Here is a 19,450-nt window from a genome sequence, read left to right as displayed (position 1 = left end):
TGATCGATCACTCATTGTGGTGGAGGTGACCGTGGGCGGGATCGAGGGGCGTCCGGAGCTGGCGCGGGCGCGCAGGCGGATGGGGATGAGCCAGGACGCGATCGCGGAGGCGCTGTGGGTGTCGCCGACGACGTGGAGCCGGTGGGAGCGGGGGAGGCAGGAGATCCGGCCTGTCTACCGGGCGCGCATGGCCGAGGTGTTCGGCGTGGACCCGGTCGAGGTCGAGCGGTGGGTGGAGGGTGGGGCGCCGGTCGATACGGAAGCCTGGCTGATGCCGGACTTCAGCGACATGTCCCTCGCGGCTACCGTCGAGACGGCCAGGCGACTGTGGAGGTGCGACGTGGATCCGGAACGGCGTCATCTGCTCGCCGCGCTGCCGTTCGTACCCGCCGCCCTCGGGAGCTGGCTGTCGGCGTGGAGCTACGGCGCACCGGTCACCTCGGCGGCCTACCAGGGGTCCGGGCCGGTCGTCGGGCTCTCCGATGTCCAGCGGATCGTCGAGGCCCGGCAGGCGTTCGGCCAGATGGACCACCAGTTCGGGGCCGGGCTGGTGCGCCCGGCCGTGGTGGACTACCTGAACACCACCGTCGCGCCGTTGCTGCGGGGCCGCTACAACGACAAGGTCGGCGCCGAGCTGATGACCGCAGCCGCGGCGATGACCCAGATGGCCGGCTGGACCGCCTTCGACCTCGGCCACCACGGCCTGGCACAGTATTACTTCGGCCAGGCGCTGAAGCTGTCGAAGGCTGGGAGTGACGCGCTGACCGGCGTTTGGGTGCTGACCAGCATGACGCAGCAGGCGATCTGGCTGGAACACCCCTCTCAGGCGGTCTGGCTCGCCCGTGCGGCGGTCGACGCGGCGCGCCGGGCGCAGGCACCACCGCGTGTCATGGCGCCGTTGCTGGTCAGAGAAGCCTGGACGACGGCGCTTCAGTCGAGACAGGCCGACACCATGGATGCGCATGCCGCAAGGCAAGTCGAACACCTGGTCGCCGAAGCCGAACGAGCGTTTGCCGAGGGCAGTACCGACCGCGATCCGGCGTGGACGATGTGGAGCGACGAGCCGGAACTGGGCTCGGAGATAGGCCTCTGCTGGGAGCTGCTCGGCAAGTACGAACTCGCGGCCGATCGGGCGGACTTCGCGGTGCGCGAGTTCTTGGTGAGGCGTCCTCGGTCGGCTCAGATCAATCGGATGAACGCGGCGGATGCCTACCTGGGCATGGGTGAGGTGGAACAGGCCGTCGACTCGGCGCGGGCGGCGATACCGATGGCCAGGTCGCTCACGTCCGTACGGTCCGTCGAGCGCATCCGGAAGTTCTCCGAACGCCTTGAGCCGTATGCCGCGACCGTCCAGGTCAAGGAGTTCCGCGCCCACCTGGACAGTGAACTCGCCTCCTGACCCGATACCGTGGCGACAGATATGCGAATGGTACTTTCCGTATCGGAAACTAGCCTGCCCGGGCCAGGTTCCTGATGCGCTGGGCGATGGCGTCGGGGTCGCTGACCTGGACCACCACGCGCGTCAGCGGCCCATCGCTCACGTTCACCTGAAGCGCTGCGCCGCGCCGCCCGGACAGCCAGTACGACATGCCCTCCTGGCCGGTGAAGGTTCCCGCGACAAGCCCTGGGAAAAGCGTCGCCGCGTATCGCATGCCCGGGGGATCGACATTGCCGGTATCTATCACGGAGGCCCCTGCGACGGACTCCGCGGGAATCCGGACGCTCCACCGGAACGACAGGAACTTGAACACGCCCCGGGGCCTGATCACGATCTCGCGGTCTGATATCGCGACTTCGGCGAGGTCGCCGTTCCTGGCCAAGGCAACGCCGTACAGGATCAGTCCCAGCAGTACCGAGATGGGAAGCATAACTCTGAGCAGGTCTGAAACCACACTGCCTATCCTTCTCTCCCTTTGACCCGCGGTCCAGCGTCAGCCGTCAGCCGTCGGGTGTCACGCCCGAAGGGATCCATGAGAGGGGATGCCCCCGCCGGCGGCGAGAGCGCGCACGCGAGCAACAGAGGAGAGCGCTCTCCAAGAGAGTCGTTCTGTTACGGGTGATTGTCAAGGCGAAGTCCCCGACGATCTCTGAACCGGCGCGTTCCGGCGCCGCGGTGCGGGCGGGTCGTGCCACCCCGCCTAGCCGGTTGACCAGTGGAAAGGGCGGAGGCGTGGTCGGGTGGCGGCGGCTCGCGGGGATGGGCCTCCGGTCGAGTCAGGTTTCCGATGGGTAAGCACCACGTTTCTGCCGCATGAAAGATGAGCCTTGACATGGCTCGGTCACGAAGGCACTCTCATGTCGGAGAGCGCTCTCCCGTCCGCACCCACCCACATCGACGGCCATCCCCGGCTACCTGGCGTATGCATCCCGCATCTCCCGATGTCTGGGAGATGCCGTTATCCCCGGTAACAGTCGAAATCTCCGGAAACGACCGAGTGCCGGTTGCGCATCCGTAGGCAGTAGGCACGCCGCTGCCTTCCACCCCCTCCCGCGACATGTGGAACGGAACGACATGAGACTCAGACCCATCGGGGTCGCACTGGCGGTCCTGGGCGGCCTGCTGGCCGTACCCGTGGCCCTCACCCCAGCGCACGCCGCCGAGACCCTGCTCTCGCAGGGCAAGGCCGTGACGGCCTCGTCCACCGAGAACGCCGGCACCCCGGCGGCCTACGCGGTGGACGGCAACACCGCCACCCGCTGGTCCAGCGCGAACACCGACCCCCAGTGGCTCCAGGTGGACCTGGGCGCCGCGTCCCCCATCAGCAAGGTCGTGCTGAACTGGGAAGCCGCCTACGCCACCAGCTACAAGGTCCAGTCCTCACTGGACGGCACGACCTGGACCGACCTGAAGTCGGTCACCGGCGGTGACGGCGGCGTCGACACCTGGACGGTGACGGGCAACGGCCGTTACGTCCGGATGCTCGGCAGCACCCGCGCCACCGTCTACGGATACTCCCTCTGGGAGTTCCAGGTGTACGGCGACACCGGCGGCGGCACCGCGGGCCCGTGCGACGCCTCCAACGCCGGGCTGAACAAGCCCGCGAGCGCGTCCTCGGAACAGGGCGCCGGCAACGCCGCGAAGTACGCCTTCGACGGGAACACCGGCACCCGCTGGTCCAGCCTGTCCAGTGACCCCCAGTGGGTGCAGGTCGACCTCGGCTCGGCTCAGGACATCTGCAAGATCGACCTCAACTGGGAAGCCGCCTACGGCAAGGACTTCGCGATCCAGGCGTCGGCCAACGGCACGACCTGGACCGATCTGAAGAAGGTCACCGGCGCCACGGGCGGCGTCGCGTCGTACGACGTGACGGGCTCCGGCCGGTACGTCCGCGTCTACGGCACGGCCCGCGGGACCGGCTACGGCTACTCGCTGTGGGAGGTCGTCGTGCACACCACGACCGGCGGCGGCGGCGGGTCGCAGCTGCCGGGCGGCGGTGACCTCGGCCCGAACGTGAAGGTCTTCGACTCCTCCATGTCGGCCGCCACCATCCAGTCGCAGATCAACCAGATCTTCACCCAGCAGGAGGCGGCGCAGTTCGGTGAAGGACGCTACGCGCTGATGTTCAACCCGGGAAGCTACGACGTCAACGTCAACACCGGCTTCTACACCTCGGTCTACGGCCTCGGGCGCAACCCCGACGACGTCACCGTGAAGGGCGTCACCGTGGACGCGGGCTGGTTCAACGGCAACGCCACCCAGAACTTCTGGCGGTCGACCGAGAACCTGTCCGTCGCCCCCTACGACGGCACCAACCGCTGGGCGGTCGCCCAGGCCGCTCCGTTCCGCCGCATGCACATCAAGGGCGGGCTGAACCTGGCCCCCTCCGGCTACGGCTGGGCCAGCGGCGGCTACATCGCCGACAGCAAGATCGACGGCACGGTCGGGCCGTACTCGCAGCAGCAGTGGTACACCCGCGACAGCACCATCGGCGGCTGGACCAACGGCGTCTGGAACATGGTCTTCTCCGGCGTCGAGGGCGCTCCGGCCAACAGCTTCCCCGAGCCGCGGTACACGACGCTGAACAACACGCCGGTCAGCCGCGAGAAGCCGTACCTGTACCTGGAGGGCAGCACCTACAAGGTGTTCGTCCCGAGCAAGCGCGTCAACGCGCGTGGCACCACCTGGGCCGGCGGCGCGACCCCCGGCACGTCCATCGGCCTCGACCAGTTCTACGTCGCCAAGCCGGGCGTCACCGCCGCGACCCTCAACCAGGCGCTCACCCAGGGACTGCACCTGCTGTTCACCCCGGGCGTCTACCACCTGAACCAGACGCTCAACGTGAACAGGGCCGACACCATCGTCATGGGTCTCGGACTGGCGACGCTGGTCCCCGACAACGGCGTCACCGCCATCAAGGTGGCCGACGTCGACGGCGTGAAGCTGAACGGCTTCCTCATCGACGCCGGCACGGTCAACTCGCCGACGCTGCTGGAGGTCGGGCGGCAGGGCGTCCACACCGACCACTCCGCCAACCCGACGTCGATCCAGGACGTGTTCGTCCGGATCGGCGGGCAGTTCGCCGGCAAGGCGACGACCAGCGTGGCCGTCTACAGCGATGACGTGATCATCGACCACACCTGGCTCTGGCGTGCCGACCACGGCAGCGGCGTCGGCTGGAACGTCAACACCGCCGACTACGGCCTGCGGGTGTACGGCGACGACGTGCTCGCCACGGGCCTGTTCGTCGAGCACTACCAGAAGTACAACGTGGAATGGCTCGGCGAGCGCGGCCGCACCATCTTCTTCCAGAACGAGCTCCCCTACGACCCGCCGAGCCAGGCCGCGTACATGAACGGGAGCGTCAAGGGCTGGGCCGCCTACAAGGTGGACAACGCGGTCACCACCCACGAGGGCTGGGGCCTTGGCAGCTACTGCAACTTCACCAGCGACCCCGCCATCGAGGCCGACCACGGCTTCGAGGTTCCGGTGAAGCCGAACGTGAAGTTCCACAGCGTGCTCGTCGTCTCCCTCGGCGGCATGGGCAAGTACAACCACGTCATCAACGACACCGGCGCCCCGGCTTCCGGCACCGCCACCGTCCCCTCCACGGTCACCTCCTACCCGTGATCCCGGTAACCGGCTCGTCTCGCCGGTGAAGCACCGCGCCCCAGGTCGTCTCGACCTGGGGCGCGTCGCGTCACGGCCAGGTCGGGACGGATCCGCCTGGGGAAGAAAGGGGAGTGGACGAGTTCCGGTAGACGGAACGTCGCGGAAGTTCGCAGGGGAGGAGCTCCGATGGGGGAATCGATCGCACGGGTCGCGATGGACGTGGACATGCCGGGCGTACGGGAGGTGGCCTCGCACTTCGAGCTGCTGGACGACTGGACGGGCATGCCGGACTTCCTCGACGCCGAGCGGGCGTTCGGGACGCTGGTCGTGGGCGAGGTCGACGGGCGGATCGTGGGTTACGGCGGGGTGCTCCGCCGGGGCCGGGTGTCCCACCTGGGCGACCTGTACGTCCTGCCCGAGCACCAGTCGTCGGGGGTGGGCCGGGCGATCCTGGACCGGCTGCTGCCGTCCGACACGCCGCGGGTCACGTTCGCGTCGGACGACCCGAGGGCCCTCGGGCTGTACGTGAGACAGGGGATGCGTCCCGTGTGCCCGCTGCTCTACCTGACCAGCCCTCCGCAGGAGGCTTCCCGGCCGCCGGGGGCCGAGGGGAGGGAGCCGCCCGGCGTGCGTGAGGCCGGGATGCTGGACGCGCGGATCAGCGGTGGCGACCGGACCGGGGCCCTGTCCTGGTACGCGGGCCTGCCGGGGGTGACGCTGCACGTCACCGGCGGTGGGTACGCGTTCGCCCGGGTGATCGACGAGGACCTCGAAGTGGGACCGGCGGGCGGTGCCACCCCACAGGACTGCGTCGACGCGGTGCTCGCGGCGGTCGCCGCGCATCCGGGTATCGACGAGGCCCAGGTGGCGGTGCCGGGCGTGCACCCGGCCCTGCCACGGCTTCTCGAGGCCGGCTGGGAGATCGACGACATGGACACCTTCATGACCACCGACCCCGGCCTGGTCCGGCTGGACCGCTACTGCCCGCACTCCGACCTGGGATAGTTCCGCTTGGATGACGGTGCGTCGTCGCGCGAGGACACGCCCGCGTTGTGGTCCGGCTCGGCGGGGCCGGGCGCGGTCATGGTGGGTGGTGTCGCTGACCGTGCGGCGGCCCAGGCGCCATGGAATGATCAAAGCCGACCGCATGCCACCAAATGCGCTCATCGGTGGCGTCTCCGACCTCCACGACAAAGAGTGCTCCCATGACAGATGAACAGCCCTCCGCGCAGATCGACACCACCACCCCGCACTCGGCCAGGGTGTGGAACTACTGGCTGGGCGGCAAGGACAACTACGCCATCGACCGGCAGGTCGGCGACCAGGTACGCCAGGTGTACCCGGGAATCGTGGACGTCGCCCGGCACTCGCGGGCCTTCCTCGGGCGGGCGGTTCGTCACCTGGCCGGCGAGGCCGGGATCACGCAGTTTCTGGACCTGGGCACCGGCCTGCCCACCGTCGACAACACCCACGAGGTCGCCCAGCGCGTCAACCCGGCCTGCAAGATCGTCTATATGGACAACGACCCGCTGGTGCTGGTACACGCCCGCGCCCTGCTGACCAGCTCACGGGAAGGCGTGTGCGACTACGTCGACGCCGACGTCCGCGATCCCGAGCGCGTACTCCAGCAGGCCTCTCGCACCCTGGACTTCACCCAGCCGATCGCGTTGATGATGCTGGGCATCCTCGGCAACGTGTGGGACGACGCGCAGGCGACCGAGATCCGCGACCATCTGGTGGCGGCGCTGCCGCCGGGCAGCTACCTGGCACTGGAGGACGGCACCAACGCCGTCGACCCCGAGGCCGCCGCCCAGGCGGAGAAGACCCGCGCCGAAGCGGGCGACCCCTACAAGCTGCGCACCCCCCAGCAGATCGTCGCCTACTTCGACGGCCTGCGGCTGCTGGAGCCCGGCGTGGTGTCGGTGTCACGCTGGCGCCCCGAGGCCACACCCTGGGGACTGCCCGACGAGGTCACGGCGTTCTGCGGCGTCGCTGCCAAGCCATGAATCGCAATCGCCCGTCAACGTCGCGTGATGATCGTCCCTTGGTGGTGGAATGCGAAGGCGATGCCAGGGTACGGTCCCGCCCATGGCCGATTCGGAGACACCGGGACGTTTAGTCGCGGGGCGCTACCGCCTGGTGGAGCCCCTCGGGCGCGGTGGCATGGGCGTCGTCTGGCGGGCCATGGACGAGCTCCTCGGGCGGGAGGTCGCCGTCAAGGAGCTGCACTGCATGAGCGGGCTCACCGCCCCGGAGCGCGAGATCTTCACCACGCGCACGTTTCGCGAGGCCAGGGCCGCGGGGCGGCTGAGCCATCCCGGGGTCGCGACGGTGTACGACGTGTTCGAGGAGGACGGCCACCCCTGGATCGTCATGCAACTGGTGCCCTCCCGGACGCTCGCGTCCATCGTCGCCGAGGAAGGTCCGCTGCCGCCCCGGCGAGTCGCCGCGATCGGCGTCCAGGTGCTGGCGGCTCTGGGCGCCGCTCACGCGGCGGGCGTGCTCCACCGGGACGTCAAGCCGGACAACGTGCTCATAACTAGCGACGGCGACGCCGTGCTCACCGATTTCGGCATCGCGACGCTGGAGGACGACTCCCCGATGACCCGGACGGGCGTGCTCATGGGCACGCCCGCGTTCATCGCGCCCGAGCGGGCGGCGGGCGGCCAGGCGGAGCCGGCCTCGGATCTGTGGTCGCTCGGTGTGACGTTGTTCCTGGTGGTGGAAGGCCGCTCGCCGTTCCAGCGGGGTCACGCCCTGGCGACGCTCGCCGCCATCATGTACCGGGAGCCGGCGCCCTTCTCTCTGGCCGGTGACCTCGCCCCGGTGATCGAGGGACTGCTGGTCAAGGACCCGGCCGAGCGGTTGACGGCGGCCGAAGCGGAGCGGGGGCTGCGGGCGGTCGCGAACGGGCAGGCGCCCGAGCCCGTACGAACGGCGCGGGGCTCGTCCGAACCACCGGCAGGGACGGTGCCGGGCTCGTCCTTGCCACCGGCACTGGCGGGTGGCGGGCGGCGCGACCTCGTGGTCAAGAGCGGGGCCCTGGTCGTGCTCGTGGGCATGGCCGTGGGCGGGGTGGCGTTCGCGACGGCGTCCGCGCCGGATCCCGGGCGGGCCGCACCCGGCGCCGCTACCCCGACCGTGACCGTGTCGTCGGTCCGCACCGTCACCCCCGGGCCCACCGCGCGGCCGGTGGCGCGTCAGACCACTCAGCCTGCGACGCGGCCCACGACTCATCCCACGACGGAGCCGGTCGCCGATCGGAAGACGCGAGAGTCGTCCACCGGGGCGACTCCATCCAGGGCGCCGGTCACGCCCCCCACCGGCTCCGGCCAGAGCCATGGCCATGGCAAGGGCAAGGGTTCGAACGGGAACCACCACGGCTTGACCAAGAACAAGGAGAAGAAGCCGAAGAAGGTCAAGCCCGGCGGGAACTGAGGCTCGGTGATCGGCCGGACGATCGCCGGTCACCGGGCGGAGGGCTCGGTCGCCGGCGATCGTGGGTGGCGAGGTCGGGGCCTGAGGGTGGGGTCAGGAAGTGAGGAAGTCCTTGATGACGGGGGCGACGACGGCGGGGACGATGTCGTGGGTCTGGCCCGGCAGGGAGACGAGCCGGGCGTCGGGAAGGGCCTTCGCGACCGCCTGGGCGCCCTTGCGCAGGCCCTCGGGGCTTTCCTCGCCGCCGATGACGAGCGTGGGCACGGTGACCCCGGCCGCCAGCTCGGGTGGGATCGACCCGTCGCCGGTGATGGTGACCTCGTAGACGAGGGTGTGCGCCATCTTCTCCAGCGCGGCGCGGAAGGGCGCGTCGCGCAATCGGCCGACGACCTCGGCGGGGATCCCGACCACCCTGGTCTGGAAATACTCGACCGCGTCGCCCCGGCGCCCGGCCGACACCAGCTCCGACAGGCGTGCCGCGAAGTCCTCGGCGGGCGCGGGCGCGCCCTCGCCGGCGAGCGGCGGCTCGTACAGCGCCAGCCTCGTGATCGCGAGCCCCCGGGCCACCGCTTTCAGGGCCAGGACGGCGCCGGAGGAGTAACCGAACACCGCCGCCGATCCGCTGGCTTCGGCGATGAGGGCGTCGAGGTCGTCGATCTCGCGGTCGACCGCGTACGGCGCGGTGTCCCCGCTGTCGCCCCGGCCGCGGCGGTCGTAGGTGAAGACGGTGAAGTCGGGTGCCAGGGCCTCGGCCAGCGGCATGCCCGTCGACCGTTCGTTGAACGCGCCGACCACCAGGATGATCGGCGGCCCGTCGCCCAGCCGGTCGAACGCGATGGGGGTGCCGTCGCTCGAACGTACCTTGTTCATCGTGGACCTCCAGCGTGGAAACCCGGTCCTTCAGGGCCGGGAGGAAACGCGGAACGGTGCGGCATGGTGGTCTCCTGCGCGGTGGTGTAGCCGTAGCCGTCGGCTCGCTGTAGCAGCCGGACATGGCGGTGGTGAATGCCCTGCACCAGGCCGTGCCGGGTGGTGATGTTGAAACTGCCGGTGCTGCGGACCGCGACGCGGCCACAGTGGACACCGGCTTTCTTGCCGCTCGGTACGACGGCGCGGACCAGGTCGCCGGTAGCGAACCCCTTGATCTGCTTGGTCCGGGGCAGCAGTAGCCGGGGGAAGCCGTAGCGGTCGGTGCGGGTACGGGCGTAGGTGCCGCGCCCGGTCGCCTTGACCACCAGGACCGTCGATGGCCAGGCGGTGACGTTTTCCAGTTCGCCGACGTGCAGTGCGTCCAAGGTGTGGGACTTGGCGGCACCGGTTCTGCTGCGGTTCCATTTGGTGCGACCGCCGGAGGCCGTGGCCACCGGAATGCCGGTCGCCTCCAGTGCCCGCCACAGCGCCCACCGGGTGGCGTTGACCGCTGCAGCGTCCCGCAACGGAGCTTTCGCCTGCTTGAGGACCTTCGCCAGGAGGGCGGGCCTGCCCTTGAGGAACTCCTCCACCGGGGCTGCGTTCTTCGCCTGGTTGCACGGGATGCACGCCACCGCGAGGTTGCCGATCCGATCCGAGCCGCCCCGGGAACGCGGGTGGATGTGGTCGATGTTCAACGGCACATCCTGCTTGCCGCAGTACGCGCACGCCCGATCCCACTTGGCCAGCAGGTGTTCGCGGACCTCGTACCCGGCGAGGGTGCCCTGCCGGTATTCCGCTCCTTGGAGCGGCCGCCCGGCCGACATGGCATGCGTGTCGAAGGAGACCCGCTCCACGTGGACGGCGGTCACGGGTGCCCAGCGGGTGAGCCGGCCCACCCACGACAGGGTGGTGTCGACGCGGTGCCGTAGCGAGGGCGCGAGCCACCCCTTCGGCTTGACCCGGTTGGAGAACCGGGGGGCGCGGTAACGCAGGTTGCGGAAACGGCGGCCCCGGCGTAGAGCGGCACGCGCGGTGAGCTTGTCGCGGATCTGCCCGCCCCGGTGGTCGAGCTGGATCGCATGCCGTCCGGTCCGGTTCCCGTCGTGGTCGGTGAACACGGCCAGGCCGGTGTGCTTGCTGCCAGGATCGATGCCGACCGCGACGCCGGCCATGGTGGAGTCAGCGGCGACGCGGTCTTTGAGCCGGATCACGAACGGGGTGTGGCGGTGGACTACGGCCCGGCCTGAACGCAGGAGTTTGCGGGCGTAGGCCGGGCTTGTGGGTTGCAACGGCTGGCCGTGCTTGTCCAGGATGAACACGGCCGGGTGGGCTGGACTGCCCGCTCCCTTCCCGGCCGAAGCCGGGTCGGGGTGACGCCGAGCAGACCGGGTGCCGGTCCGCTCGATCTCCCCTCGCCCATGTTGAACACCAGGTACCGCCTGGCGGCGGTGTCCGTGAGCCGTTTCGTGCCCACCCTCGGGCGTGTCTGCTCCCACGGATTCGAGAGCTTGGGGCTGAGGAAGTACCCCAAGGTCGGTCTGCGATCTTGTGTTCAACGTAGTCAATCGAATGCACCTCCTTCAGGTGATCGACTAGGGCTGGTCAACGCGGGGCTTCAAGGCGCATCGCTGCACCTCAAGCCCCCTCCTTCAGGAGGGGGTCGTTGACTGGATCTCTTCCATTCGTGAACGGATGTGCTCGTCCCACCGACGAACGGGCCCGACGTGGACGGACAGGTCCGCCCGAGGAATCCGGTCGTGCTCCCCGATCGGGCGTCTCAGCTCGGCCGCCCATCACAGCGGCGAGCCTATACGCTCGGACGATTCCCGCCTGGCGTGGCGCGAAAGGCCCGCTCGGGCGTGGGACGAAAGCCCCGCTCGGGCGTGGGAAAGGCCGGTGCACCTGGTCAGGCGGAGCTGTGCGTCGCGTGCCTTCCCGGCACGGATGACTCGGCCAGCGGGAGCCTGACGACGAAGCGCGCGCCTCCGATGGGGGAGGTGCCCACCTCGATGGTCCCTCCATGGGCGTGGACGATGTCGCGGGCGATGGCGAGGCCGAGGCCCGTGCCTCCACGGCCGCGGCTGCGGGCCGCGTCGAGCCGGGTGAACCTCTCGAAGATCCGTTCCCTGTCCGCCACGGCGATGCCGTCTCCGTCGTCGTCCACGACGAGCTCGGCTTCGCGGCCGTTGTGGCGTACCTCGACGGACACCGAGTGCCTGGCGTGCCGTTCGGCGTTGTCCAGCAGGTTGTTGACGACGCGGCCGATCTGGTTCTGGTTGGCCTCGGTGTTCACGTCGGGCACGAGCCGCAGGCGCACGGCGCCGGGGTCGGGCCGCCGCGACACCTCCGCCCGCACGACCGCGGCGAGGTCGACCTTCCCGCTGGTCGTGGCCGTGCCGGTCCCGACCCGCTCCAGCAGGAGAAGGTCGGTGATGATCGACTGCAGCCGGTCGACGTCCCTCAGCGAGTGCGCGAGCAGCTCCTCCAGGTCGGTCTCGGCGGGGTGCAGCTGGGCCTCCTCCAGTTGCGCGCGGAGCCCGGCGACGGGGGTGCGCAGCTCGTGCGAGGCGTCGGCGGCGAACTGCCGCTGCTGGTTCAGCGCCCGCTCCATCCGGCCCTTGGCGTGCTCCAGCCGTTCCAGCGTGCTGTTGATCGTCCGGGCCAGCCGGGCGATCTCGTCGTCGCACGCCGGTTCCGGCACACGGGTGCGCAGGTCGTTGACGTTGATCGCGGCCAGTTCGGCGCGGATGCCCTCCACCGGCCGCAGCGTCCGTCCCGTGACCTTCCAGGTCGTGGCGACGGCGAGCATGATCAGTGCCACCCCCTGGATGACGAAGATCACGTTGATGAGGCCTGTGGCGCTCTCGGCCGGGGCACGCCTGCCGGCGTAGACGACGGGGGAGTTCGCCGCGCCGGTCTCTCGCAGCGCGGACAGGCGGACGCAGCCGATCTTGCCTTGCGTGCAGCTCTGCACGTCCTCCTGCGGATCCTGCGGTTCGGGCCAGGCCTTGCTCAGCGGGGGTAGCCCACGGGCGGCGGCGGAGGACGCGAGCACGTGGTGATCGGGGGAGACGATCTGCACCAGGTCGATGCCCGGGACCTCGGATTTGATGGTACCGGTCACGTGATGCAGGCGATCGGCGGCGGCGACCAGCGTCGCCTCCTGCCGGGCCTCAAGCCACACGGTGTTGGTCACCGACTGGTGTGCGACCACACCGGCCAGCACCCCCGAAGGTACGAGGAGAAGGATCGCCAGAATGCTGACCAGGGCGGTCACCCGTCCTCGGATGGACCGGGGACGTATACGCGTTCGCAACGAATGCCGATATGAGGTACGTACGCGTTCCTCACCCAACGTGATCATCTTCCCTACGGCAATATGGTTCCCCAACGTGGATGGCCGCGTCCGGCGTTGTGCGCCGCCGGTGGGGCGACCTCGGCACCAGGTGACGTTTTGGTGTCGTGGCGTTTCGTGGCGCTCCGCCGGGTGCCGGTCTCGGTGGGCGGCATCGGGGCGACATCCACTGTGTTCGGCCGGCCTTGCGGCCAGGCTCTTGTTCGCGGAGCGCCGATCTGGCCGGGATAGCGCTTTCCGTGCCTGTCTTTACCTGAACTTTCTTTCGTCGTGAGATGTATCGGCCGTCCGGCAGCTCATCGTGGGTAGAGGCACCCGCTCGGTGGAGCCTGGGCTGTGGGACGCGCACTGTGGGCGTCTCAGGGGGGTGGGCTCCGCGGCTTGGCCGCGCTCGCCGTGTGTTCGCGACAGGCCGTGTCGCGGACAGCGCGTTGCCAGAGCTACCTGGAAAGACTCAAATTAGCATGTCAAAAGCGGTTTACAAGATCACCCGCCGTGTTTTAGGCAATCCTAAACCCACTACTTGCTCGAATAATGCATAGTGTATACCGTACTCATGTCCAGTTCGAGACGTCGAAACCGTCCGCGCGAAGGCTAGCCCCGCGCGGGCGAATACGGGGTGACGTCCAGGGGCGGGGTCTCGCCGATGACCAGGCAGGCGGCCACGAACCCGGCGTACGGCCCGGCGGTGAGACCGTACGCGCCCAGGCCGGTCGCGACGACGACGCCCTCCGTGAGCGGGCCGAGCAGGGGAAGCCCGTCGGCGGCCACGGGACGGAGCCCCGCACGGGTCTCGACGATGGACGCGTCCGCGAGCCCCGGTGCGAGCCGCACGCCGGCCGCCAGCACCTCGGCGAGGCCTCCCGCGGTCACCCGGGAGTCGAACCCGGCCTCCTCGACCGTGGCGCCGAGGACCACCCGGGACCCGGGGAACCCCAGCAGGTACGGGCCGAGCCGGGGCAGGATGATCGGCCATCCGGCGCTCTCCACCCCGGGAAGCTCCGCGTGGACGATCTGGCCGCGCCGTGGCCCCACCGGCGTCATGTGCCCGAGGGGACCGCAGACCTCGCCCGCCCAGGCTCCCGCGGCCACCACGACGGCGTCCGCCTCGACCGGCGAGCCGTCGAGGAGGCACGCTCCCGAGCCCGTCAGGGACGCCGTGCCCGTGAGCACCCGCGCCCCGTGCCGTACGGCGGCGCGCAACAGGGCGTCGCGGACGGTCCGGCCGTCCACGCGCGCCGCGCCGCCGACGCGCAGGGCGACCAGCCCGGGACTCAACGGAGGGAACAGCTCGCAGGGGCGGTCGACCTCGGAGATCGCGCCCATCTCGGGAGCCGACGATCGCCTGCCGCGCAGCAACGCCTCGACGTGGACCAGCTCGGCGGGGTCCTCCGCCACCAGCAGTGCGCCCACCTCGGCGTGGCTGATGTCGGGCTCGCCGTCCTCGGCCAGCAGCTCGGCGAGCCGCCGATAGTAGCGCGCGCCTTCCAGGGCGAGGCGGTACCAGGCGTCGTCGCCGTCATGGTCCACCCACGGGCAGACGATGCCGGCTCCCGCGGCGGTCGCCTGCCCGGCGGTCGGCCGGTCGATCACGGTCACCGCCACACCCCTGATGCTCAGGTGGTAGGCGGCGCTCGCCCCGACGATTCCACTTCCGGCGACGACAACCCGATCAGTCATGGCTGAATGATCTCAGCAACCCTCGCGGGACCGGGAGCGGAGGGGCCCCGGCCCGACGCGAGGGGGCGGCTCACAGCTTGTCGATCACCGGGATCAGCTCGTTGAGCACGTACAGCGCCAGACCGAGCCCGATGAGGTTCACGCGCGGGACGCCGGCGTTGAGGGCGGCGAGCAGGAAGGCGACGAACGCCGCGATGAGCAGGATGAGCTGAACGGTGTTCACGGGGGGTCCTTCGTTTCGTATGGCTGGTGAAGCCGCTGCTCTACCCGGGGCCGAAGATCGAAACCTCCGTGTCGATCACGATCTCGGCCCCGGGGCCGGACACCTGTGCGGCGGGTGCGTCCTGCGGCCTCAGTTCGCCTTGAGGGAGCAGGTGTTCGCCAGGTCACCCGAGGTTGGGCGGGGGAGGGTGGCGTCGGCGGGCGGCGCGTCGCCGCGCGTGGTCCAGTTCTCGAGAGCGGTGAACGCGCTGCGGAAGCACGGCAGGATCGGGCGCAGCAGCGCCGGGTAGGCGTCGTAGAGCCCGTCGACGTGGTTGCCGCCCTCTACCCGGTAGTACCGGTGCAGCGGGTCGCGTCCCCGCGAGCGGATCAGCTTCTCGTAGACGTCGGAGTCCTCGCCGATGGGCAGCAGCGTGTCCAGCGTGCCGTGCAGGGTGATGAGGGGCCGCCCGATGCGCCCGGTCAGGGCGATCCGCTCGACGGCCTTCTCCACGGCCCTGGGCCGGGTGGCGTAGTCGTAGTCGGTGTCGCACCCCGGCGTCCCGGAGGCGCAGTACGGGGTGCCCGCCTCGGTGGCGCCGTCGTAGGACGGGTCCAGCTCCTCCCGGTAGAGCCGCTGCGTGAGGTCCCAGTAGACCTTGTAGTGGTAGTCCCAGAGCGGTTCGGAGCCGGGCGCGAAGCCCGCGGCGATCATCGCGTCGTGCGCGGCGGCGTCGCCGGTGGCGGCGTACGCGGGGTAGGCGCGGAGCGCGGCGGGCAGGGAGGTCATCAGGTTGGGGCCGTTCTTCCGCCAGAGGGTGCCCTCCCAGTCGACGCCGCCGCTGTACAGCTCGGGGTGGTTCTCCAGCTGCCAGCGAACGAGGTAGCCGCCGTTGGAGATCCCGGCCGCGTACGTCCGGCGGGGCGCCCGGCCGTACCGCTGGGCCACCGCCGCCTTGGCGGCGCGGGTCAGCTGGGTGACGCGGTCGTTCCACTCCACCAGCGCGTCCCCGGGCCTCACGCCGTCCTGGTAGAACGTCACGCCGCTGTTGCCCTTGTCGGTCGCGGCGTACGCGTACCCCTGGGCGAGCACCCAGTCGGAGATCGCGAAGTCGTTGGCGTACTGCCTGCGGTTGCCGGGCGTGCCCGCGACCACCAGTCCGCCGTTCCAGTGCTCGGGCAACCGGATCACGAACTGGCTGTCGTGGTTCCAGCCGTGGTCGGTGTTGAACGTCGAGGTGTCGGGGAAGTAGCCGTCGATCTGGGCGCCCGGCACCCCGGTCGGGTTGGTGGCGCCCGCGGGGGTGAGCCCGGCCCACTCGGCCGCGATCGAGTGCCCGGACGCGACCGTGCCCGCGGTGGTCAGGTCGTCCAGGCAGGCGGAGATCTGCTTCTCGGCGCCGGGCACCTTGACGCGCTCGACCCCCGCGCAGGGAGCGGCGGCGCCGGCGGCCGACACCGGCCCGATCAGTGAGGCGCCGATCGCGGCGGCCGTTGCCAGGCCCAGTAGCCGGCCCCGCCGGCGTCGGGTGGATCGCATGGGGACTCCTCAGAAGGCGTGCGACGTGCTGTCGAGTGAGTGACCGCAATGGTGGCCATCCACTGTGAACTGGGCCACGTCCGCGATCTCCACAATTCGCCTTCCCGATGTGTCCGGCGCGCCCATGCCGGGGAGCGGCGGGCCGCGAAAGGGGTGCGGCGGCGATCCAGGCGGCGTGCCCGGATGAGGCCGCGTCTACGTGGCCGGGCCACACACGGATGGGCCCACCGGCGTCGCGGGCCCGTGACCTGCGGCGGATGTGGGACGCAACCGCCTTCGTGCCGGTCAATGTGTGCCGTGGCCACATGGAACCCCTCTCCGGGCTCGCTTAGTGTTCCGCGTCACAACGACTTCGTCCGTTAACGCCAAGGTGACCTGGACGAAACCACCGGACGAGGCCATGAGGAGGCCATATGGACGGTCCCGTCCTGCGGGCGCAGGGCCTGGCCAAGGAGTTCCGGGGCTTCCGCGCCGTCGACGGCGTGGACCTGGACATCGCGGAGGGCAGCGTGCACGCGCTGGTCGGGCCCAACGGCGCCGGCAAGACCACGCTGTTCAACCTGCTGACCGGCTTCCTTAAGCCGAGCGCCGGCCGCATCCTGCTCGGCGAGCACGACCTGACCGGCAGGCGCCCGGAGCAGGTCGCCCGCCTCGGGGTCGCGAGGTCCTTCCAGATCACCAGCCTGTTCCCGCAGATGACCCCGCGCGAGCACGTCGAGCTCGCGCTGGCGGGCGCCACCGGGATCACCTGGCGGTTCTGGCGGTCGCACCGGCTGCTCGACCGGTTCCGCGACCGGGCGCTGGAACTGCTGGACCAGGTGGGGCTGGCCGGGCACGCCGAGATCCAGGCGGGCACGCTCGCCTACGGCCACAAGCGCGCCCTTGAGCTGGCCCTCGCGCTCGCGCTCGACCCGAAGGTGCTGCTGCTGGACGAGCCCACGGCCGGCATGGGCGTGGAGGACGTGGAGCGCACCGTGGAGCTGGTCAGGAGGGTCCGCGCCGGCCGCACGGTCGTGATGGTCGAGCACAACATGAGCGTCGTCTCCAGCCTGGCCGACCGCGTGACGGTCCTGCAGAGCGGCCGCGTGCTCGTCGAGGGCCCGTACGCCGAGATCCGCCACGACCCCCGCGTCATCAGCGCCTACCTGGGAGACGCCAATGCCGAGCACTGACACCGGCCCGATCCTCAGCGTCGGCGGCCTTTCCGCCTGGTACGGCGAGGCGCAGGTCCTGCGGGACGTGTCGATCGAGGTGGGGAAGGGCGAGATCGTCACGCTGGTCGGCCGCAACGGCGCCGGCAAGACGACGCTGCTGCGCTGCCTGATGGGCCTGCAGGGGCGTTACTCGGGGGACATCGCCTTCCTCGGGTCGGACATCACCCGGCTCCCCGCGCACCGGCGGGCGCGCCACGGCCTCGGGTACGTCCCCGACGACCGCGGCGTCTACTCCACGCTCACGGTGGAGGAGAACCTGACGCTGCCGCCCGCCGTCGGCCCGGACCCCTGGACGCTGGCACGGGTGTACGAGACCTTCCCCCGGCTGCGGGAGCGGCGCTCCTTCCCCGGCACCAAGCTCTCGGGCGGCGAGCAGCAGATGCTGGCCCTCGCCCGGGTGCTGCGGATGGGCGCGCGGCTGCTGCTCTGCGACGAGCCGACCGAGGGGCTGTCCCCGCTGATCGTCCAGCAGATCGGCGAGATCCTGCGCGAGGTGAAGCGGCAGGGCACGACCGTCCTGCTGATCGAGCAGAACGTGCACTTCGCCGCGACGGTCGCCGACCGGCACTATCTGCTCGCCGAGGGCCGGATCGTCGAGTCTCTGGACAACGACGAGATGCGCGCCCGGGAGCACGAGCTCCTCGACTACCTCGGCATCTGATCCGGACCACCGGATCGGCCGCCCCGGACCTGATCTGGAACGTCCCGGATCGGCCTCCCCGGAACCCACCCGAAGAACCGACAGGAGAAGTACATGAAAGCTCTGGGCCGAGCGGCCGCCGTGGTGGCGGCGGGAGCCACGATCGCCGGTTGCGCCGGCGGACCCGGCAGCGGGGGGAGCGGGGACAAGATCAGCGACGGCAAGGTCGTGCTCGCCGTCCTCAACGACCAGTCGGCGATCTACGCCGACCTGTCGGGCAAGAGCAGCGTCGAGGCCGTCAACATGGCGGTCGCCGACTACAAGGCGAAGTACGGCGACAAGGCGGTCGCCAAGGACATCGAGGTCCTGTCCGCCGACCACCAGAACAAGCCGGAGGTCGCCAACTCCAAGGCGCAGGAGCTCTACGACCGCCAGCACGCCGACGTCATCCTCGACGTGCCCTCCTCGGCCGCCGCGCTGGCCGTGGCGGGGGTCGCCAAGGGCAAGAAGAAGATCTTCATGGACATCGGCGCCGCGACCACCGAGCTGGAAGGCGCCCAGTGCAACAAGTACACGTTCCACTACGGGTACAACACCTACATGCTCGCCCACGGCACCGGTGACACGGTCACCAAGGACGGGTCGAAGAACTGGTACATCGTCTACCCGGACTACGCCTTCGGGCAGGACATGCAGAAGAACTTCACCGCGGCCGTGAAGGGCGCGGGCGGCACGGTCATCCAGAGCGACCCCGCGCCGTTCCCGAACGACAACTTCTCCACGTTCCTGCTGAAGGCCCCGGGCCTCCGCCCCAAGCCCGAGGTGCTCGGCACCATGCAGGCCGGCGGTGACCTGGTCAACCTGGTGAAGCAGTACAACGAGTACAAGCTTCGCGACAAGGGCATCGGCCTGGCGGTCGGGCTCATGTTCATCACCGACATCCACTCCCTCGGCCCGGACGCGCTCGCCGGCACCAAGTTCACCGACGCCTGGTATTGGAACGCCACCCCCGAGAACCGCGCCTGGGCCGACAAGTTCCAGGCCAAGGTCAACAAACGGCCGAGCTTCCCCAACGCCGCCAACTACTCCGCCGCCACGCAGTACCTGGAGGCCGTGCAGCGCGGCGGCACCGACAATTCGGATGCGGTGGTCAAGCAGCTGGAGGGCCTTAAGTTCCAGGACGTCTTCGCGCAGAACGCCACGATCCGGGCCCAGGACCACCTTCTCCTGCATGACGTCTCGCTGGCCCAGGTGAAGCCGTCGAGCGAGGTCAAGGAGCCCTGGGACTACGAGAAGATCCTCAGCGCCATCCCCGCCGACCAGGCGTTCCAGCCCGCCGACCCCTCCTGCAAGCTCTGAGGCCCCTTCCGGGCGCGGTCACCCGCCCCCGGGTTCCGAGCCCCCAGATCGGAAGATCACA

General features: G+C 70.0%; 15 protein-coding genes. 8 read left to right on the top strand and 7 right to left on the bottom strand.

Going from position 1 to position 19,450, the window contains the following annotated elements; all coding sequences use genetic code 11:
• The first annotated feature begins 31 nt into the window (after positions 1-31).
• The gene (locus AB0O34_RS23925; protein ID WP_363918791.1) at positions 32-1,399 is read left to right on the top strand and encodes a helix-turn-helix domain-containing protein; all 1,368 of its coding nucleotides are present in this window, start codon (positions 32-34) and stop codon (positions 1,397-1,399) included.
• Positions 1,400-1,448: 49 nt separating this feature from the next.
• Here AB0O34_RS23925 and AB0O34_RS23920 read toward each other — a convergent pair whose 3' ends face one another.
• On the bottom strand, positions 1,449-1,868 hold the full coding sequence (locus AB0O34_RS23920; RefSeq protein WP_363918789.1) for a hypothetical protein: 420 nt from the start codon (positions 1,866-1,868) through the stop codon (positions 1,449-1,451).
• Between the two features lie 644 nt (positions 1,869-2,512).
• Between AB0O34_RS23920 and AB0O34_RS23915 the strand changes: the two genes are divergently transcribed.
• The 4 genes from AB0O34_RS23915 (at position 2,513) to AB0O34_RS23900 (ending at position 8,488) form a co-directional block, all read left to right on the top strand.
• Entirely contained in the window at positions 2,513-5,068 is a 2,556-nt protein-coding gene (locus AB0O34_RS23915; protein WP_363918787.1) for a discoidin domain-containing protein, read from the top strand.
• Between the two features lie 168 nt (positions 5,069-5,236).
• Positions 5,237-6,055: a GNAT family N-acetyltransferase gene (locus tag AB0O34_RS23910; protein WP_363918785.1), complete on the top strand. Its 819-nt coding sequence runs from the start codon at positions 5,237-5,239 to the stop codon at positions 6,053-6,055.
• 200 nt (positions 6,056-6,255) lie between these two features.
• Positions 6,256-7,056: an SAM-dependent methyltransferase gene (locus AB0O34_RS23905; RefSeq protein ID WP_363918783.1), complete on the top strand. Its 801-nt coding sequence runs from the start codon at positions 6,256-6,258 to the stop codon at positions 7,054-7,056.
• Between the two features lie 82 nt (positions 7,057-7,138).
• The gene (locus tag AB0O34_RS23900) at positions 7,139-8,488 is read left to right on the top strand and encodes a protein kinase (RefSeq protein WP_363918781.1); all 1,350 of its coding nucleotides are present in this window, start codon (positions 7,139-7,141) and stop codon (positions 8,486-8,488) included.
• 93 nt (positions 8,489-8,581) lie between these two features.
• Here the strand turns inward: AB0O34_RS23900 and AB0O34_RS23895 are convergent, their stop codons facing one another.
• The 6 genes from AB0O34_RS23895 to AB0O34_RS23870 form a co-directional block, all read right to left on the bottom strand.
• Positions 8,582-9,358 (bottom strand): alpha/beta hydrolase, encoded by a 777-nt coding sequence (locus AB0O34_RS23895; RefSeq protein ID WP_363918779.1) that lies wholly within the window; start codon positions 9,356-9,358, stop codon positions 8,582-8,584.
• On the bottom strand, positions 9,355-10,719 hold the full coding sequence (gene iscB / locus AB0O34_RS23890; RefSeq protein WP_363918777.1) for an RNA-guided endonuclease IscB: 1,365 nt from the start codon (positions 10,717-10,719) through the stop codon (positions 9,355-9,357). The genes AB0O34_RS23895 and iscB overlap by 4 nt, the downstream gene beginning before the upstream one ends.
• Positions 10,720-11,306: 587 nt before the next feature.
• A complete protein-coding gene (locus tag AB0O34_RS23885; RefSeq protein WP_363918775.1) occupies positions 11,307-12,677 on the bottom strand; it encodes a HAMP domain-containing sensor histidine kinase in 1,371 nt (456 codons plus the stop codon).
• A 672-nt stretch (positions 12,678-13,349) separates the two neighbouring features.
• Complete coding sequence (locus AB0O34_RS23880; protein WP_363918773.1) at positions 13,350-14,435, bottom strand: FAD-dependent oxidoreductase; 1,086 nt, start codon at positions 14,433-14,435, stop codon at positions 13,350-13,352.
• Between the two features lie 70 nt (positions 14,436-14,505).
• Positions 14,506-14,658, bottom strand: coding sequence for a hypothetical protein (locus AB0O34_RS23875; RefSeq protein WP_363918771.1), 153 nt, complete (start codon positions 14,656-14,658; stop codon positions 14,506-14,508).
• Between the two features lie 129 nt (positions 14,659-14,787).
• On the bottom strand, positions 14,788-16,176 hold the full coding sequence (locus tag AB0O34_RS23870) for a tannase/feruloyl esterase family alpha/beta hydrolase (protein WP_363918769.1): 1,389 nt from the start codon (positions 16,174-16,176) through the stop codon (positions 14,788-14,790).
• 413 nt (positions 16,177-16,589) lie between these two features.
• Between AB0O34_RS23870 and AB0O34_RS23865 the strand changes: the two genes are divergently transcribed.
• The 3 genes from AB0O34_RS23865 to AB0O34_RS23855 all read left to right on the top strand — a co-directional run bounded on the left by AB0O34_RS23865 (position 16,590) and on the right by AB0O34_RS23855 (position 19,389).
• Positions 16,590-17,348, top strand: coding sequence for an ABC transporter ATP-binding protein (locus AB0O34_RS23865; RefSeq protein ID WP_363918767.1), 759 nt, complete (start codon positions 16,590-16,592; stop codon positions 17,346-17,348).
• Positions 17,335-18,051 (top strand): ABC transporter ATP-binding protein, encoded by a 717-nt coding sequence (locus tag AB0O34_RS23860; protein ID WP_363918765.1) that lies wholly within the window; start codon positions 17,335-17,337, stop codon positions 18,049-18,051. Before AB0O34_RS23865 ends, AB0O34_RS23860 begins: the two co-directional genes overlap by 14 nt.
• Positions 18,052-18,144: 93 nt before the next feature.
• Entirely contained in the window at positions 18,145-19,389 is a 1,245-nt protein-coding gene (locus AB0O34_RS23855; RefSeq protein WP_363918763.1) for an ABC transporter substrate-binding protein, read from the top strand.
• The last annotated feature ends 61 nt before the right edge of the window (positions 19,390-19,450 follow it).

Origin of the sequence: Sphaerisporangium sp. NPDC088356 (genome assembly GCF_040685555.1) — a bacterium.
Classification (GTDB): domain Bacteria; phylum Actinomycetota; class Actinomycetes; order Streptosporangiales; family Streptosporangiaceae; genus Sphaerisporangium.
Note: the sequence above shows the minus strand (reverse complement) of the source record. Positions and strands in the feature narration are given on the sequence as shown.

Excerpts from the sequence above, each read along its gene's own strand:
- AB0O34_RS23920 (WP_363918789.1), bottom strand. The coding sequence starts at position 1,868 with ATGCTTCCCATCTCGGTACTGCTGGGACTGATCCTGTACGGCGTTGCC.
- AB0O34_RS23915 (WP_363918787.1), top strand. The coding sequence starts at position 2,513 with ATGAGACTCAGACCCATCGGGGTCGCACTGGCGGTCCTGGGCGGCCTG.
- AB0O34_RS23910 (WP_363918785.1), top strand. The coding sequence starts at position 5,237 with ATGGGGGAATCGATCGCACGGGTCGCGATGGACGTGGACATGCCGGGC.
- AB0O34_RS23905 (WP_363918783.1), top strand. The coding sequence starts at position 6,256 with ATGACAGATGAACAGCCCTCCGCGCAGATCGACACCACCACCCCGCAC.
- AB0O34_RS23900 (WP_363918781.1), top strand. The coding sequence starts at position 7,139 with ATGGCCGATTCGGAGACACCGGGACGTTTAGTCGCGGGGCGCTACCGC.
- AB0O34_RS23895 (WP_363918779.1), bottom strand. The coding sequence starts at position 9,358 with ATGAACAAGGTACGTTCGAGCGACGGCACCCCCATCGCGTTCGACCGG.
- AB0O34_RS23880 (WP_363918773.1), bottom strand. The coding sequence starts at position 14,435 with ATGACTGATCGGGTTGTCGTCGCCGGAAGTGGAATCGTCGGGGCGAGC.
- AB0O34_RS23870 (WP_363918769.1), bottom strand. The coding sequence starts at position 16,176 with ATGCGATCCACCCGACGCCGGCGGGGCCGGCTACTGGGCCTGGCAACG.
- AB0O34_RS23865 (WP_363918767.1), top strand. The coding sequence starts at position 16,590 with ATGGACGGTCCCGTCCTGCGGGCGCAGGGCCTGGCCAAGGAGTTCCGG.
- AB0O34_RS23860 (WP_363918765.1), top strand. The coding sequence starts at position 17,335 with ATGCCGAGCACTGACACCGGCCCGATCCTCAGCGTCGGCGGCCTTTCC.
- AB0O34_RS23855 (WP_363918763.1), top strand. The coding sequence starts at position 18,145 with ATGAAAGCTCTGGGCCGAGCGGCCGCCGTGGTGGCGGCGGGAGCCACG.